General features: G+C 68.8%; 15 protein-coding genes. 9 read left to right on the top strand and 6 right to left on the bottom strand.

Going from position 1 to position 14,414, the window contains the following annotated elements:
- The first annotated feature begins 60 nt into the window (after positions 1–60).
- From ACIHA7_RS10600 to ACIHA7_RS10610, 3 genes are all read left to right on the top strand, one after another.
- Positions 61–1,293, top strand: a complete 1,233-nt coding sequence (locus ACIHA7_RS10600) for a transcriptional regulator (protein WP_397287882.1) — start codon at positions 61–63, stop codon at positions 1,291–1,293.
- Between the two features lie 99 nt (positions 1,294–1,392).
- A complete protein-coding gene (locus tag ACIHA7_RS10605; RefSeq protein WP_397287884.1) occupies positions 1,393–2,910 on the top strand; it encodes an aldehyde dehydrogenase family protein in 1,518 nt (505 codons plus the stop codon).
- Positions 2,910–3,299, top strand: a complete 390-nt coding sequence (locus ACIHA7_RS10610; RefSeq protein ID WP_397287886.1) for a DUF779 domain-containing protein — start codon at positions 2,910–2,912, stop codon at positions 3,297–3,299. Before ACIHA7_RS10605 ends, ACIHA7_RS10610 begins: the two co-directional genes overlap by 1 nt.
- Positions 3,300–3,459: 160 nt before the next feature.
- Here ACIHA7_RS10610 and ACIHA7_RS10615 read toward each other — a convergent pair whose 3' ends face one another.
- Positions 3,460–5,013 carry a succinic semialdehyde dehydrogenase gene (locus ACIHA7_RS10615; protein WP_397287888.1) on the bottom strand — a complete coding sequence of 518 codons (1,554 nt, stop codon included), beginning with the start codon at positions 5,011–5,013 and terminating at the stop codon, positions 3,460–3,462.
- 230 nt (positions 5,014–5,243) lie between these two features.
- On the opposite strand from ACIHA7_RS10615, the gene ACIHA7_RS10620 reads away from it, so the two are divergent.
- The 4 genes from ACIHA7_RS10620 to ACIHA7_RS10635 are packed head-to-tail and all read left to right on the top strand — an operon-like array spanning position 5,244 to position 8,983.
- The gene (locus ACIHA7_RS10620) at positions 5,244–7,604 is read left to right on the top strand and encodes a nitrate- and nitrite sensing domain-containing protein (RefSeq protein WP_397287890.1); all 2,361 of its coding nucleotides are present in this window, start codon (positions 5,244–5,246) and stop codon (positions 7,602–7,604) included.
- 2 nt (positions 7,605–7,606) lie between these two features.
- Complete coding sequence (locus tag ACIHA7_RS10625; protein WP_397287892.1) at positions 7,607–8,032, top strand: roadblock/LC7 domain-containing protein; 426 nt, start codon at positions 7,607–7,609, stop codon at positions 8,030–8,032.
- Complete coding sequence (locus ACIHA7_RS10630) at positions 8,029–8,403, top strand: DUF742 domain-containing protein (protein WP_397287894.1); 375 nt, start codon at positions 8,029–8,031, stop codon at positions 8,401–8,403. The genes ACIHA7_RS10625 and ACIHA7_RS10630 overlap by 4 nt, the downstream gene beginning before the upstream one ends.
- Positions 8,384–8,983: an ATP/GTP-binding protein gene (locus ACIHA7_RS10635; RefSeq protein ID WP_107656668.1), complete on the top strand. Its 600-nt coding sequence runs from the start codon at positions 8,384–8,386 to the stop codon at positions 8,981–8,983. Before ACIHA7_RS10630 ends, ACIHA7_RS10635 begins: the two co-directional genes overlap by 20 nt.
- Positions 8,984–9,036: 53 nt before the next feature.
- On the opposite strand, the gene ACIHA7_RS10640 is transcribed toward ACIHA7_RS10635, so the two are convergent.
- Together ACIHA7_RS10640 and ACIHA7_RS10645 are read right to left on the bottom strand one after the other, a co-directional pair.
- Positions 9,037–9,534 (bottom strand): hypothetical protein, encoded by a 498-nt coding sequence (locus ACIHA7_RS10640; RefSeq protein ID WP_397287896.1) that lies wholly within the window; start codon positions 9,532–9,534, stop codon positions 9,037–9,039.
- Positions 9,535–9,565: 31 nt separating this feature from the next.
- Positions 9,566–9,967 (bottom strand): NUDIX domain-containing protein, encoded by a 402-nt coding sequence (locus tag ACIHA7_RS10645; protein WP_397287898.1) that lies wholly within the window; start codon positions 9,965–9,967, stop codon positions 9,566–9,568.
- 182 nt (positions 9,968–10,149) lie between these two features.
- Here ACIHA7_RS10645 and ACIHA7_RS10650 point away from each other — a divergent pair, with 182 nt between their 5' ends.
- A complete protein-coding gene (locus ACIHA7_RS10650; RefSeq protein WP_397287900.1) occupies positions 10,150–10,515 on the top strand; it encodes a VOC family protein in 366 nt (121 codons plus the stop codon).
- A gap of 109 nt (positions 10,516–10,624) precedes the next feature.
- Here ACIHA7_RS10650 and ACIHA7_RS10655 read toward each other — a convergent pair whose 3' ends face one another.
- Both ACIHA7_RS10655 and ACIHA7_RS10660 read right to left on the bottom strand, forming a co-directional pair.
- Positions 10,625–11,449, bottom strand: a complete 825-nt coding sequence (locus ACIHA7_RS10655; RefSeq protein WP_397287902.1) for an ABC transporter permease — start codon at positions 11,447–11,449, stop codon at positions 10,625–10,627.
- Complete coding sequence (locus ACIHA7_RS10660; RefSeq protein ID WP_397287904.1) at positions 11,449–12,408, bottom strand: ATP-binding cassette domain-containing protein; 960 nt, start codon at positions 12,406–12,408, stop codon at positions 11,449–11,451. The genes ACIHA7_RS10655 and ACIHA7_RS10660 overlap by 1 nt, the downstream gene beginning before the upstream one ends.
- A 102-nt stretch (positions 12,409–12,510) precedes the next feature.
- Between ACIHA7_RS10660 and ACIHA7_RS10665 the strand changes: the two genes are divergently transcribed.
- Entirely contained in the window at positions 12,511–13,284 is a 774-nt protein-coding gene (locus tag ACIHA7_RS10665) for a TetR/AcrR family transcriptional regulator (RefSeq protein ID WP_397287906.1), read from the top strand.
- Positions 13,285–13,303: 19 nt separating this feature from the next.
- Here the strand turns inward: ACIHA7_RS10665 and ACIHA7_RS10670 are convergent, their stop codons facing one another.
- Entirely contained in the window at positions 13,304–14,410 is a 1,107-nt protein-coding gene (locus tag ACIHA7_RS10670) for a winged helix DNA-binding domain-containing protein (RefSeq protein WP_397287908.1), read from the bottom strand.
- Positions 14,411–14,414: the final 4 nt, after the last annotated feature.

The following is a 14,414-nucleotide window of genomic DNA, read 5'->3' on the forward strand; positions in this document are numbered from 1 at the left end:
CCCTCCCGTTCCGGTCGTGCGTACGCCAGAATGAGAGAGCGAATGTGAGCTCACACGACGATGGGGTTTCCCAAGGTGGCACAGTTCCGCACCCTGACCCAGCAGCGGGCCGAACTGGAGAAGGAATGGGAGCGCTGGGCTACGGCTCCGAGTATCGCGACGCCCCCGGCCCGAACGACCTTGCTACGCACCGACGTCGCCCGCTCCTGGCAGCGTTCGCTGCACAGCGTCGACCCGTCGGTCACCGTCGCGCCCGGCCTCGACGACATCAGCGACACCTGGGCGCGATCGCCGCTGCGCAACCCGATCACCGAACTGTCGAGTGACCTGCGCGGCATCACCGAGGACGCGGGCTATCTGGCCGTGGTGACCGACGCCGACGGCACCATCATGTGGTCCTGCGGCGACCGCACCCTGCGCAGGCAGGCCGAGAACGTGAACTTCGCCCCCGGCGGCTGCTGGGACGAATCCCATATGGGCACCAACGGACTCTCGCTCGCGCTGCACGACGACCGCGCCTGCTCGGTGTTCTCCGCCGAACACCTCGTCGCCGCCCTGCACGGCTGGGTCTGCTACTCCGCACCCATTCACGCCCCCGACGGCAGCCAGGTGGGCGTGCTGGATCTGTCCAGTTCCTGGGATCGCTCGCACCCTGCGGTGATGACCTCGGTGCGGGCGCTGGTGACCGCCGTGGAAACCATGCTGCGCGTCGCCGAACCCGCGCCGACGCCGGGCGTGCGACTCGAATGTCTCGGCACCGCACGGCTGATCCGCGACGGCCGCCCCGTCCCGCTGCCGCCGCGCCAGCTCGAGATCCTGGCGCTGCTCGCCCTGGAGCCCGACGGCTTCACCCCCGAACAACTGCACGCCGCCGTCTACGGCGACCGCGCCGTGTCCACCAGCACCCTCAAAGCCGATGTCTCACACCTGCGCCGCGCCACCGGCGGCGAGATCACCAACCGCCGCTACCTGTTGACCGGCCCGGTCGCCTGCGATGCGGTGGACTTGCTGGCCGCCGTCGCCGCCGGGGACACCACCTCGGCGGTATGGCTCTACCGCGGCCCGCTGCTGCCCGGCTCGGACACTCCCGGCGTGGTGCAGTGGCGCGCGTATCTCGATGTGGGCGTGCGCAATGCGGTGCTGGCCAGCGACCGCGCCGAACACGCGGTGGCCTTCGGGGAACGCGCGCCCGGCGATATCGAGGTGCACGAGCACGCCCTGCGGCTGCTGCCCCTCGACGACGTGCGCCGCGCCGTGGTCGCTGCGCGGTTGCACACCGCGCTGCACAGCTGAATCCCTCGTGCGCGAGGTTGACCTGCGCACACCAACCTCGTACCAACCTTCACCGGTCATAGTGGCCCTCTCAGAGTGATTCTGTGAGGAGCGAGTGCCATGATCTACGCAAGACCGGGGTCCGACTCCGGCATCGTCAGCTTCGCCACCCGCTATGACAACTTCATCGACGGCGACTGGGCCCCGCCCATCGAGGGCCGCTACTTCGACAACGTCTCCCCGGTGGACGGCGAAACCTTCTGCGCGGTGGCCCGATCCAGCGCCGCCGACATCGACCTGGCCCTCGAGGCCGCGCACGCCGCCACCGACGGATGGACCGCCACCTCGCCCGCCCAGCGGGCCGACATCCTCAACAAGATCGCCGACCGGATCGAGCGCAGTCTCGAGCCGCTCGCCGTCGCCGAAACCTGGGACAACGGCAAGCCGGTCCGCGAATCCCTCGCCGCGGACCTACCTTTGGCCGTCGACCACTTCCGCTACTTCGCCGCGGCCATTCGCGCGCAGGAGGGCAGCGTCGCCGAGATCGACCGCGACACCGTCGCCTACCATTTCCACGAGCCGTTGGGCGTGGTCGGCCAGATCATTCCGTGGAACTTCCCGATCCTGATGGCCGCGTGGAAGATCGCCCCGGCGCTGGCCGCGGGTAACTGTGTGGTGCTCAAGCCCGCCGAGCAGACCCCGGCCTCGATCCTGCTGGTCATCGAGCTCATCGCGGACCTGCTGCCGCCGGGCGTGCTCAACGTGGTCAACGGTTTCGGGTTCGAAGCCGGAAAACCCTTGGCGTGCAGCCCGCGGGTGGCGCAGCTCGGCTTCACCGGCGAGACCACCACCGGGCGGCTGATCATGCAGTACGCCAGCGAGAACATCGTCCCGATCAGTTTGGCGCTGGGCGGCAAGAGCCCCAATATCTTCCTGCCCGACATCATGGCCGCCGACGACGCGTTGCTGGACAAGGCGATCGAGGGTTTCGTGATGTTCGCGTTCAACCAGGGCGAGGTGTACGCGTGCCCGTCGCGCGCGCTGGTCCACTCCTCGATCTACGACGAGTTCCTGGACCGCTGCGTGGCCCGCACCGAGGCCATCACCGGCGGCGATCCGCTCGACGACACCACCATGATCGGCGCCCAGACCACCGCCGAGCAATGCGAGAAGATCCTGTCCTACATCGACATCGGCAGACAGGAGGGCGCCCGCGTGCTCACCGGCGGGGAGGCACGCAAGGTCGACGGACTGCCCGGCGGCTACTACATCCAGCCCACCGTCTTCGAGGGCAACAACACCATGCGGGTGTTCCGGGAGGAGATCTTCGGACCGGTGGTCGCGGTGACCCGGTTCGACACCGTCGAGGAAGCGGTGCGCATCGCCAACGACACCCTCTACGGTCTGAGCGCCGGGGTGTGGACCCGAGACGGCGGCACCGCCTATCGGATGGGCCGGGCCATCAAAGCGGGCCGGGTCTGGACCAACTGCTATCACACCCACCCGGCCCATGCCGCGTTCGGCGGATACAAGAAATCCGGCATCGGCCGCGAGAACCACAAGATAATGCTCGGCCACTATCAGCAGACCAAGAACCTACTGGTCAGCTACTCGCCGACGAAACTGGGGCTCTTCTGATGCAGCAACATCGAATCCACCGGATCGCCATCACCGAACGGGCCAGGACGGTGCTGCGGCAGTTGATCCAACACCACGGGGCCGTGCTGTTCCATCAATCCGACGACGACACCGCACCGATGTGTTTCCCGGTGCGCGAGTTCCGGATCTGCGGAGCCGACGTGCTGCTCGGTCACCTGCCCTGGCACACCGAATTCTGGATGAGCGCCGACCAGTACGAGGTGTGGAAGCACACCCACCTCACCGTGGACGTGGTGGACGGGCGCGGCAGCGGCCTGTCGCTGGAGGCCGCCGACGGTGTGCGCTTCGTCCTCCGATCACGGCTGCTCACCGATCAGGAAGCCGCCCTGCTGCCGCCGCCGCGCACCGGCGCCGATCGGCTGACCTGAGAGACCACCGGGATACTCCGAGCCCGCACTGTCGCACCGGACGATCGCGCGGGGCGGGCCAACCTCCGCACTCGCCGCGCGCGGGCGGACCGGCGCTCCTCGGAGGAGACCGGCGGCGGCGTCTGCCGGGTGGCGCACGACCACCCGGCGGACGTCGACATCAGCGACCGGGCAGGAACCGCAGACTGCGCGCGACGCTCATCAGGAACCGCTGCCACTTGTCCTGCGAAACCAGCGGCGGCGCATCCAGATTCAGGAAGCGGGTGACCACCACGGTCTGCGGTTCGGTGAACTTGAGCAGCCCGTCGGGGCCGTGCCTGCGCCCGACGCCGGAGATTCCCATGCCGCCCATCGGCGCGGCGGTGCTGCCCCATGCGGGGGCGTAGCCTTCGTCGACGCACACGGTGCCCGCGTGCAGTCGCGCGGCGATGCGTTCGCCCTCGGACTTGCTCGCCGCCCACACGCTGGCGTTGAGGCCGTATTCGGTGTCGTTGGCCAGGCGCACCGCCTCGTCGACGGTGTCGACCGGGTAGATCGAGACCAGCGGGCCGAAGGTCTCGTTGCGTCCGCATTCCATCTCGTCGGTCACCTCGGCGAGCACGGTCGGTTCGAAGAACAGCGGGCCCAGATCCGGGCGGGCCTTGCCGCCGGCGAGCACCTTGGCGCCCTTGGAGGTGGCGTCGGCGACGTGCTTGGTGACGGTCTCGAGCTGCGCCTCGGAGATCAGCGAGCCGATATCGGCCGAATAGTCGTAGGACGCACCGAGTTTCGCGGCGTCGACGGCGGCGACGAACTTCTCGGTGAACTCCTCGGCGATCGCGCGTTCGACGTAGAGCCGCTCGATCGAGATGCACAGCTGCCCGGCGTTGGAGAAGCACGCGCGCACCGCGGCTTTGGCCACCTTGTCGAGGTTCGCGCCCTTGGCCACGATCATCGGGTTCTTGCCGCCGAGCTCGGCGGAGAACCCGATCAGCCTGCGCCCGCACTGCTCGGCCAGCGTGCGCCCGGTCGCCGAGGAGCCGGTGAACATCAGGTAGTCACAGCCCTCGACGATGGCGGTGCCGACCACGGTGCCCGGGCCGGGCACGACCGCGAGCAGATCGCGGGGCAGGCCCGCGCGGTAGAGCAGTTCGGCGTTGGCCAGCGAGGAGAACGGGGTCTGGCTGTCGGGCTTGACGAGCACCGCGTTGCCCGCGATCAGCGCCGGGATCGAGTCGCCGATCGAGAGCAGCATCGGGTAGTTCCACGGGGCGACCACACCGACCACGCCCTTGGGCTGGGTGCGCACCGAGGTGCGGTTGAGCACCGGGAACGCGCCGGGCACGCTGTGCGGGCTCAGCAGCTTCGCGGCGTTCTTGGCGAAATAGCGGGCCGCGAAGATCAGGCCCATGATCTCTTCCTGCGCCGCCCAGCGCGCCTTGCCGGTCTCGGCCTGCACCACATCCATCAGGAACTCGCGGTGCTCCACGATCAGCGCCCGATAGCGTTCCAGCACCGCGGCGCGGTCGGCGACCGAGCGCGCCGCCCAGCGGGCCTGTGCGGTCCTGGCCTTCTCGAACGCCGCCGCTACGTCTTCGGCGGTGCCCACCGGCACGCTGCCGAGCGGGTGACCGGTGAAGGTCTCGGCGATGGTCTTACGCGAGCGGTCCTGCGGGCGGTCTATCGCGGCCAGCGCGCTCAGACGGTCGAAGACTGCGGCTTCGGGCGCGGGCATCGGTGCCTCCTACGTCAGTATTTCGATGCGATCTTGTGTAACCGAGAGATACACACAATCTACGCCGAACAGCGCCCGGTCAGAAGCCACTGCCCTGCACATCGTGCCCGATCGTCGCCCATCCGGCCCGAAATGTCGCTTATTCGCGGTCGGCGCGGCAAAGTCAATTCCAGTCCCACTCACCGGGACACAACGGACAGACGGTCCGTTTTGTGGTTTAGGTTGTCCCGATGTTCAGAGCGAGGCTCGGGGTTCGTACGCGGATCCTGGCAATCGCGCTCATTCCGAGCTTGACTCTGCTTGTAGTCGGCGTGGGCGCAGCGGGGTACCTGGTAGCAGAAGGCACAACGGCCCGAGAGTGGGCGGTGCAGAACCAGAAGGCGATCCCGCACACCAGGGAGTTGATGGAGGCGGTCCAGCAGGAACGCCGCCTGGCCCTGGCCCAGCTCGCCGGCGACGACACCGTGCCCCCCGCACTGGCCGCCGCGCGGATCCGCCTCGACGGCGCGATGCGCGGGCTGATCGAGATCTCGGCCGGGCTGCGCGCGGTCGACGACTCCAAGATCGGCGACGACGTCGCGGGCTTCAACACCCTGCTCAGCCAGATGACCCAGGTGCGGATGGCCACCGACGCGGGCCAGCTGCAACCCTCCGACGCCTACCTGTTCTACAACCGGCTGCTCGACGTCATCTCCGTCGGCACCGAGATCGCCGAGCAGACCGCACCCGACACCGAGATCGGCGTGGCGATCGCCGACGGCATGCGCTTCCTCAACGCCGCCGAGGCGATGGCCCGCAGCAACGCCCTGGGCGTCATGCTGGCCACCACCGACGGCCCCGCCGCCATCCCGATCGAGGAGTTCCTGCGCCAGGTCGGCTTCTACCACACCGAAATCGGGTACCTGGCCAGCGAACAAGGCGCCGCCAGCGCCCAGCACGACCGGCTGCAGAAGCTCACCGGCAGCAACGCCTGGCAGCAGCTGTCACTGATGGAAACCGCGCTCGCGCAACGCTATCTGGCCGCGCAGGCCAACGCCGCGAACAGCTCGTCGAGCAGTTCGTCCAGCAGCAACAGCTCCTCCTCGAGCAGTACCAAACAGCAGCCGCTGCCGATGACGACCACCGAGTGGCAGAACGCCGCCGCCGAAGTGAACCGCACCCTGATCGACGTCTGGATCTCGCAGAACAAGCACGCCCAGGAACTGGCCGAGGACAAGGCCAACACCTCCGCGGCGAACTCGCTCTACGCCGGCGGCGGCGTGCTCGTGGTCAGCATCGCCGCCTTCCTGATCGCGCTGGTGCTGGCCAACCGCGTCATCCGCAGGCTCAAGCGGCTGCGCAGGCAGACCTTCGCGATGGCCGACGAGCGACTGCCCGAGACCATGCGCAGGCTCAACGAGGGCGAAATCATCGACCCCGCAGCCGAAACGCCGGTCCTGGACTTCGGCCACGACGAGATCGGCCAGGTCGCCAGGGCGTTCCAGCACGCGCACGCCGCCGCCATCGGCGCCGCGGTCGCCGAGGCCCGTACCCGCGAGGGCGTCAAGGCGGTCTTCCTCAATATCGCCCACCGCAGCCAGATCGTGGTGCACCGCCAGCTCGAGATCCTCGACGAAGCCGAACGGCGCCAAGAGGATCCGGCGCTGCTCGACACCCTGTTCCGGCTCGACCATCTGGCCACCCGGGAACGCCGCAACGCCGAGAACCTCACCATCCTCGGCGGCGGCCAGCCGGGCAGGCAGTGGCGCAACCCGGTCCCGCTGATGGACCTGGTGCGCAGCTCGGTCGGGGAAACCCTGGACTACGCCAGGGTTCGGGTCGCGCGGCTGCCCGAGGTACACGTCGTCGGCACCGTCGTCGCCGACCTCATCCACCTGCTCGCCGAGCTCGTCGACAACGCCACCGCCTTCTCCCCGCCGCAGTCGCGTGTCGAGGTCAGCGGCAACGTGGTCGGCAAGGGCGTGGTCACCGAGATCAGCGACCAGGGCATGGGCATGTCCGAATCCGAGCTCACCCGCCTGAACGACATGCTGCGCACCCCACCGGATTTCGGGGTCGCGGCGCTGTCGGCGGACTCACGCCTCGGGCTGTTCGTGGTCGCCCAGCTCGCCGTGCGCCACGGGGTCACGGTGCGGCTGTCCGAATCCGACTACGGTGGCATCAAAGCGATCGTGCTCATCCCCTCGGCGCTGATCGTCACCGACTCGGTGCCCGCGCAGACCCCGGCCGAACTCACCGACCCCGGCCGGCGCAGGCGCATGACCGCACCCGCGCCCGCGCCCGTCGAATCCGCCGAGCCCGCACCAGGTGCGGTCGCGACACTGGCAATCGAATCCCCGCCGCCCTACGGTCCACGCCCACACCAGCCGCCCGCGCCGCACCCCGACAGCGACGGCCGCCCCGCCCTGCCCCGCCGGAGCAGGCAGACCAATCTGGCACCACAACTGGCCGAACCGGCCCCCGAGCAGCCCGCCGCCCCGGCGCCGCCCGCCCGGTCGGCCGAGCAAGCACGCGATCTGATGTCCGCCATCGAGAACGGGACCAGGCAGGGCCGTCGCGCCGCCGTCGTCCCGGACGAACAGGAAGGTTAGGAGTGTCCGCTTCTCCTACAGGTGATCTCAATTGGTTGCTCGACGATCTCGTCGACCGGCTGGCCGGGGTACGCCACGCGGTGGTGCTGTCCACCGACGGACTGTTACTCGGCCGCTCCAGCGCGATGACCCGCGAAGACGCCGAACACTTCGGCGCGATGTCCTCGGCGCTGTACGGGCTCGCGCGCAGCGCGGGCAACCGATTCGACGGCGGCGGGGTCCGCCAGGCCGTCATCGAACTCGACCGGGCCGTGCTGTTCGTCACCTCCGCCGGTGACAACGCATGCCTTGCGCTGCAAGCGATCGAGTCCGCGAACCTGGGCATGGTGGCCTACGAAATGAACCTCACCGTGCAACGCGTCGGCACCTATCTGTCCACCACGCCACGGCATGATCTCGTCGGACAGGGCGAGTCGAATCTGCCATGACGCACCCGCGTGAGCCCTGGTTCGACGAGGCGGCAGGCCCGCTGGTGCGCCCCTACGCGGTCACCCGCGGGCGCACCAGCGCGGCCGGTCCCGAACTGGACATGCTCACGTCGGTGGTCACCGACGAATCGGCGGGCCCGCTGCGCCGGATGGAACCCGAGTACACCGATATCCTTCGGCTGTGCCGGGTTTCGCAATCGGTGGCCGAAGTGTCGGCACAGTTGCGTTTACCGCTCGCGGTGACGAAGATCCTCGTCGGCGACCTCATCGGCGACGGGCAACTCATATTCCGTGCTCCCGTACCGACGGAAGCCGGGCCCGAAGACCTCAACATATTGCGAGCGGTACTGGATGGAATCCGAAAACTTTGACCCCAGCGGCACGCCGCACCTGGCCGCCTCGGTCAAGATCCTCGTCGCCGGTGGCTTCGGCGTCGGCAAGACGACCATGGTGTCGGCGATCAGCGAGGTCGCGCCGCTGCGCACCGAAGAACTGATCACCGAGGTCAGCACCGGCGTCGACGATCTGTCCGGCGTGGAATCCAAGACGACGACCACGGTCGCCCTGGACTTCGGCAGGCTCACCATCGACCGAGACCTGGTGCTGTATCTGTTCGGCACGCCGGGACAGGACCGCTTCTGGTTCCTCTGGGACGAACTGGCCCGCGGCGCCCTCGGCGCGGTCGTGCTGGCCGATACCCGCCGCCTCGGCAATTCCTTTGCCGCCGTTGACTTCTTCGAACGGCGCAGGCTGCCGTTCATCGTCGGCGTCAACTGCTTCGACGGCGCACCGGTCTACACCATCGACGAGGTGCGCGACGCGCTCGACCTCGACCCGAGCACGCCGGTGCTGCTGTGCGACGCTCGCGACCGCGGCTCGTGCAAACTGGTCCTGATGACGTTGGTGGAGCACCTGATCGAGCGGGTGCAGCCGTCGGCGGTCACCACCTGAGCGCCCGCCCCGGCCGTGGGAGTCGCCGGGGCGCAAGCCTTTTCCCGAGCTGGTCAGACCTGGTTCAGCCAGGCGAGGAACAGCAACACACCCAGTGCGCACAGCACTGTTGTCACCGGAATCGGCCAGCGGGAACCCGCTCGGCCGAGCACCGCGCGAGCCAGTCGCACCTGTAGCGCGCCGAGCGCGGTCAACAGCAGCAAACACACCGGCACCAAGCCCAGGCCCAGCAGGGCGTGCACGACCCACGCACCGGCTAATGTGGGCCCGCCCCAGGAGTTCTCGTAGTCGTCGGCGGCCACCAGGGGGTAGAGCACGCCACGCACCATGGCGAGCACGGCCAGGAACGCCAGGAACCAGGTCACCAATCCCAGTGCGCCACTGAGCACTCGGTGCACCGTGGCACGCACTGCCAAACGGTCACGCGGCGTGATGGGTTCGCCGAGCAGTCGCCGAGGGACGCGTAACCGCGGGGCCACCGGGCCGACCGCCAGCGGAAGCGCCCACAGGGCGTAAGCCGCCCCGCGCAGCCAGGCCGGGAACACACTCATACCGCCGACCGTAGCGGGTTGCGCCCGTGGCTCAGCGCAATCGGCCCGCATCCACCAGATCGTCGAACAGCAACTGATCCACCGGCGGCACCAGCGCGCGATCGGCGTAGCTGAACCACGCCATCTCCTCGATCTCGCTACTGGCGGCCAGGGTGCCGCGATAGTCGGCGGTGTAGCAGCTCATTCGCACCACCCGTCCTTGTGCGGGTGCGTGCACTGCCTCGTAGGTGCCGACGTGCGCGACTGTTTCGGGCAGTAACGCGACGGTGAGTTCTTCCTCGATCTCACGCACGAGGGTCTCCAGATCGGTCTCGGTGCCTTCGCGTTTGCCGCCGGGGATGTAGAACACATCCTTGCCGCGCGGGCGGGCACACAGGATCCGCCCGCCCTCGATCCGCACCCATGCGACCGTGTCGATCAGCTGCCCGTCCACCCCCGCACCCTAACCAGTGACGGACCGGGCACTCAGAGCGACACCAGCGAATCGCGTCAGGCGACACGGGGCCTGGCAGCGATGCGGGTTGCGGCAGTGCACCCCCAAGGCGGCGATGCGCACTCTCGCAGCGGTGCGGAAATTCGGTGTCGCCTCGGGGAGCGCGCCACTATGGTGAGCCGATGGCGTCGGTCAAACAGATCCAAGTCACTTTCGACTGCGCGGAACCCGAGCGCGTCGCGCGCTTCTGGTCCGAGGTGCTGGGGTACGAGCATCAGGGGACGGCAGCCGTCGATCCCACCGGTGTCGGCCCGCGCCTGTACTTCCAGCGCGTCCCCGAAGGCAAGGTGGTCAAGAACCGGGTGCACCTCGATGTGCGGGTCGGTACCGGGCTCGTCGGCCAGGAGCGCGTGGCCGCTCTGGAGGCCGAGTGCGCGCGACTGATCCCGCTCGGCGCGGTACGCCTGCACCTGCTGGAGGCCGATGACGACAACGAGTCCTGCCTGCTGATGCAGGACATCGAAGGCAACGAGTTCTGTCTGGACTGAACGGACCCGAGCGGTAACGGCGCGAACTCCCTATCTGTGTGCGCTGACCGCAGATCCGGCACGTCGGTGCCCGGCAGTGCGAACTGCCGGGCACCAACCGTTTTCTAGGTCAACGGCTCAGCCGCTGGAATCGCCGCACCGCAAGCGGCAGGAACACCGCCGTGAGGATAAACGGCCACACCGCGCCCATCAGCAGCGCGTGCTGCTCGATCCAGGAACCCCCGCTGCCCGACGGTGAGCCGAACAACTCGCGCGTGGCCGCGACCGTCGAGGAGATCGGATTCCACGAGGCGATCGCGCCCAGCCAGCTCGGCATCAGCTGCGGCGCAACGAAGATGCTCGAGATCATCGTCACCGGGAAGGCCACCGCGAACAGCCCGCCCGCCGCCTCCGGGTTCGGCACCATCAGCCCAAGCCACACCCCGACCCAGATCAGCGCGAACCGTAGCCACAGCAACAGCGCGAAAGCCGCAAGCCCGCCGAGGAATCCGCCGTCGGGGCGCCAGCCGATGGCCAGCGCGGTGAGCATCAGGATGGTCAGCTCCGCGCACGCCACGATCAAATCGGTGACACCGCGCCCGGCCACCACCGCCGACGGCGCCATCGGCATCGAACGGAACCGATCGATGACCCCCTTCGTGGCGTCGTGCACCATCACCGTCGCGGTGTTGATGAACCCGAAGGCCATCGTCATGGCGAACATGCCCGGCATCAGGAAGTCCCGGTAGTCACCGCCGCCGGGCACCGTCATCGCGCTGCCGAACACATACCCGTACAACAGCACCGACAGGATCGGGAAGCCGAGCTGCCAGGCGATGTTCACCGGCATCCGCTGATAGTGGGTCAGCCCGCGCCGCACCACATTCCAACTGTCCGCGACCGCCCAGTACGCCCGCGACCGCGACGTCGCCGGGGTGAGATCCATGGTTGTCATCAGGCCGCCGCCTCCGTGCTCGTGCGATGTCCGGTCAGGTGCAAGAAGACGTCATCGAGGCTCGGCCTGCGCAAACCGATGTCCTCGACCGTGATTCGTTCGTCCTGCAAAGTGCGCGCCACCTCGGTGAGCGCGCCGACGCGATCGGCGACGGGCGCGTGCACCCGGCGCAGTACCTCGTCGATATCGGGTTCGCCGTCACAGACCCGCGCCACCAGCTTGGCCACCGCGGGCAAGTCGAGCGTGTCGGCGGCGACCACCTCGATGAGATCGCCGCCGATGGTGTTCTTCAGTCCGTCCGGAGTGTCGTCGGCGATCGCGCGGCCCTGATCGATCACGGTGATCCGAGACGCCAGTTTGTCCGCCTCCTCCAGATACTGGGTGGTGAGCAGCACCGTGGTGCCGTCGGCGACCAACGCGCGCACCGACTCCCACACCTCACCGCGGCTGCGCGGGTCAAGCCCGGTCGTCGGCTCGTCGAGGAACAGCACCTGCGGCGCCAGGATCATCGAGGCCGCCAGATCCAGCCTGCGCCGCATGCCGCCGCTGTAGTCGCCGACCCCCTTGTCGGCCGCGTCGACGAGGCCGAACCGGTCCAGCAGTTCCTCGGCCCGCCGCCGGGCGCGCTTGCCGCCCAAATGGAAGAGCCTGCCGAACATTTCCAGGTTCTGCCGCCCGGTGAGCACCTCGTCCACCGCCGCATACTGACCGGTCAGCCCGATCCGGGCGCGGACCGCACGCGCTTGCCGCGCCACATCCAACCCCGCCACCGTGGCGTGGCCCGCGTCGAGCCGGATCAGCGTGGACAGGATGCGCACCGCCGTGGTCTTGCCCGCGCCGTTCGGCCCGAGTAGCCCGTGCACCGTGCCGCGGCGCACGGTCAGATCGAAACCGTCCAGGGCGCGTTTGTCCCCGTATCTCTTCCCCAGACCCTCGGCGAAGACTGCGTATTCGTTCACTCGATCCCTCCGATTCGTACCGCACCCGCGAAACTGGGTACGTTGTACCCGATTGAGAGTACAACGTACCCAGTTTCTTGCCAAGCCGCTATTGTTGCCACCATGACGAGCACGGAGACCAGCGGAAGCGGTGACCTCGCACGCACTCTCGATCTGCTGTGGGACGCCGGCCCGCGTCCGAGCCGCGGTCCGAAACCCGGTCTCACACTCGAACGGATCGTGGAGGCCGCTATCGAGGTGGCCGACAGCGAGGGGCTCGCCGCGGTGACCATGCGCCGGGTCGCCACCCAGCTCGGCACCGGCACCATGTCGCTGTACCGCTACCTGCCCGGCAAGGCCGAGTTACTCGACGTGATGCTCGACCGCGTCCAGGAGCCCGTCGCCGAGCCCGCCGCGGACGGCGACTGGCGCGCCGCGCTGGAAGCCATGGCGCACCGCGGTCTCGCGCTGTTCCGGAAGCATCCGTGGCTGGTCGAGGTGAACCAGACGCGGCCGGTGCTCGGGCCGAGTGCGGTCCAGGGCATGGAGATGTTCCTGACCGCGATCCGGCCGATGGGCTTGCCGGATCGGGAGCTGATCTCGGTGATCATCCTGATCGACGGCTACGTCGGCAGCGCCGCGCGCACCCAGCTGTTCGCGCAGGAGGCCGAGCGCACGACCGGCCTGACCAATCAGGAGTTCTGGGACGCGCAGGCCCCCCGGTTGGAGGTGGCCATGGCCAGTGGCCGCTATCCCGTCATGAGCTCGCTCGACGACGACGCCTTCGACGCCACCTTCGACCACTTCGACTTCGGCCTGCAACGCATTCTCGACGGGCTCGAACACCATGTGGCGCAACGCAAGAAGGCGCACCGAGGGAAGCATGGAGCGCGATAGGCGAGGTGCGTGCTGCGGACTACCCGGTGCGCACGGTCAGCGCGTCGCGGCCGAGGGCGCCGGCGAGACGCTCGAGCGCCACGTCGAATCCCTTGCCCGGCAGCGGCGCACCGTCGAACATCGCCACGGTCACCGCGTCGTCGGCGAGTTCCCACGTGCCCGCGATGCGGCCGCCGACGACCACGATCGGCGAGATCCAGCCCGCGGTGCGGCTGACCTTCGCGCGATGATCCCCCGGCAGCAGCACGGTGTCGGCGGTGCCCGGCCCGAGGACGTACTGATCGAACCCGCCGAGCAGGTGCACCGACGTCGTCGGCTTCGTCGCGGCGAGCTCATCGAGATGTTCGGTCAGCAGAAAGCCGGAGCGGCCCTCGATCTCGACCTCGGTGACGGTCTCCCCCAGCTCCGAAAACCAGCGGCGCAGCACGGGTTTGCGCACACTACCGCGGCTGAGCCAGGCGTCGAACGCCTCCGGCGTCGCCGGGCCGTGCGCGCCGAGGTAGGCGGTGATCGCCAGCGGCGCGGCGACATCGGGTTCCGGCAGGCCCGGCCACCCACTGATCAACTGAGCCGGATCGGCGAAGGTTATCTTGCTGCCCTGAGCCGGACCGTGGCAGATCGCCCCTTGCCAGGCGAGGGGTTTGAGCAACGCGCCCCAGCCCGAGCGCAGCTGCTCCCCGAGCCGATGGAACGCGGGATCGGCGATCACCGCCTCGACCAGTTCTTCACGGGTGAGCACCGCGCCGTCGAGCACTTGGCGCACCCGCTCGGTCAGGGCCGCGACCTCGGCGGGCGAGGCACCGAAGTTGCGCTGCCACACCGGGCGCTCCCAGGTGCGCGCCGAGGCGAGCAGGGACAGACAGGCCGCGGCGAGATCCGGGGTGAGCGCGTGCAGCGTGCCGCGCATCGCCCACGTTTTGATCAGGGTGCCGTCGTTGAGCGCACCGACCAGCGCGCCCGCCTGCGGGGCCGAACCACGCAGCGCCACCGCCAGTTCCGCGGCCGAGGTGACCTGCGCCTGCACCCCGCACAACCGGCCGACGATCTCCGATACCTCGGCCGCGGGTGCTGCGACGTACTGCCTGCGCAGCCGCCACGCGAAAACCTGATCCCAGGTGAGGCGCACGGGT

The sequence above is a fragment of the Nocardia sp. NPDC052316 genome (genome assembly GCF_044547795.1).
In the GTDB taxonomy this organism is placed as follows: domain Bacteria; phylum Actinomycetota; class Actinomycetes; order Mycobacteriales; family Mycobacteriaceae; genus Nocardia.

Excerpts from the sequence above, each read along its gene's own strand:
- ACIHA7_RS10600 (WP_397287882.1), top strand. The coding sequence starts at position 61 with ATGGGGTTTCCCAAGGTGGCACAGTTCCGCACCCTGACCCAGCAGCGG.
- ACIHA7_RS10605 (WP_397287884.1), top strand. The coding sequence starts at position 1,393 with ATGATCTACGCAAGACCGGGGTCCGACTCCGGCATCGTCAGCTTCGCC.
- ACIHA7_RS10610 (WP_397287886.1), top strand. The coding sequence starts at position 2,910 with ATGCAGCAACATCGAATCCACCGGATCGCCATCACCGAACGGGCCAGG.
- ACIHA7_RS10615 (WP_397287888.1), bottom strand. The coding sequence starts at position 5,013 with ATGCCCGCGCCCGAAGCCGCAGTCTTCGACCGTCTGAGCGCGCTGGCC.
- ACIHA7_RS10620 (WP_397287890.1), top strand. The coding sequence starts at position 5,244 with ATGTTCAGAGCGAGGCTCGGGGTTCGTACGCGGATCCTGGCAATCGCG.
- ACIHA7_RS10630 (WP_397287894.1), top strand. The coding sequence starts at position 8,029 with ATGACGCACCCGCGTGAGCCCTGGTTCGACGAGGCGGCAGGCCCGCTG.
- ACIHA7_RS10635 (WP_107656668.1), top strand. The coding sequence starts at position 8,384 with ATGGAATCCGAAAACTTTGACCCCAGCGGCACGCCGCACCTGGCCGCC.
- ACIHA7_RS10640 (WP_397287896.1), bottom strand. The coding sequence starts at position 9,534 with ATGAGTGTGTTCCCGGCCTGGCTGCGCGGGGCGGCTTACGCCCTGTGG.
- ACIHA7_RS10650 (WP_397287900.1), top strand. The coding sequence starts at position 10,150 with ATGGCGTCGGTCAAACAGATCCAAGTCACTTTCGACTGCGCGGAACCC.
- ACIHA7_RS10655 (WP_397287902.1), bottom strand. The coding sequence starts at position 11,449 with ATGACAACCATGGATCTCACCCCGGCGACGTCGCGGTCGCGGGCGTAC.
- ACIHA7_RS10665 (WP_397287906.1), top strand. The coding sequence starts at position 12,511 with ATGACGAGCACGGAGACCAGCGGAAGCGGTGACCTCGCACGCACTCTC.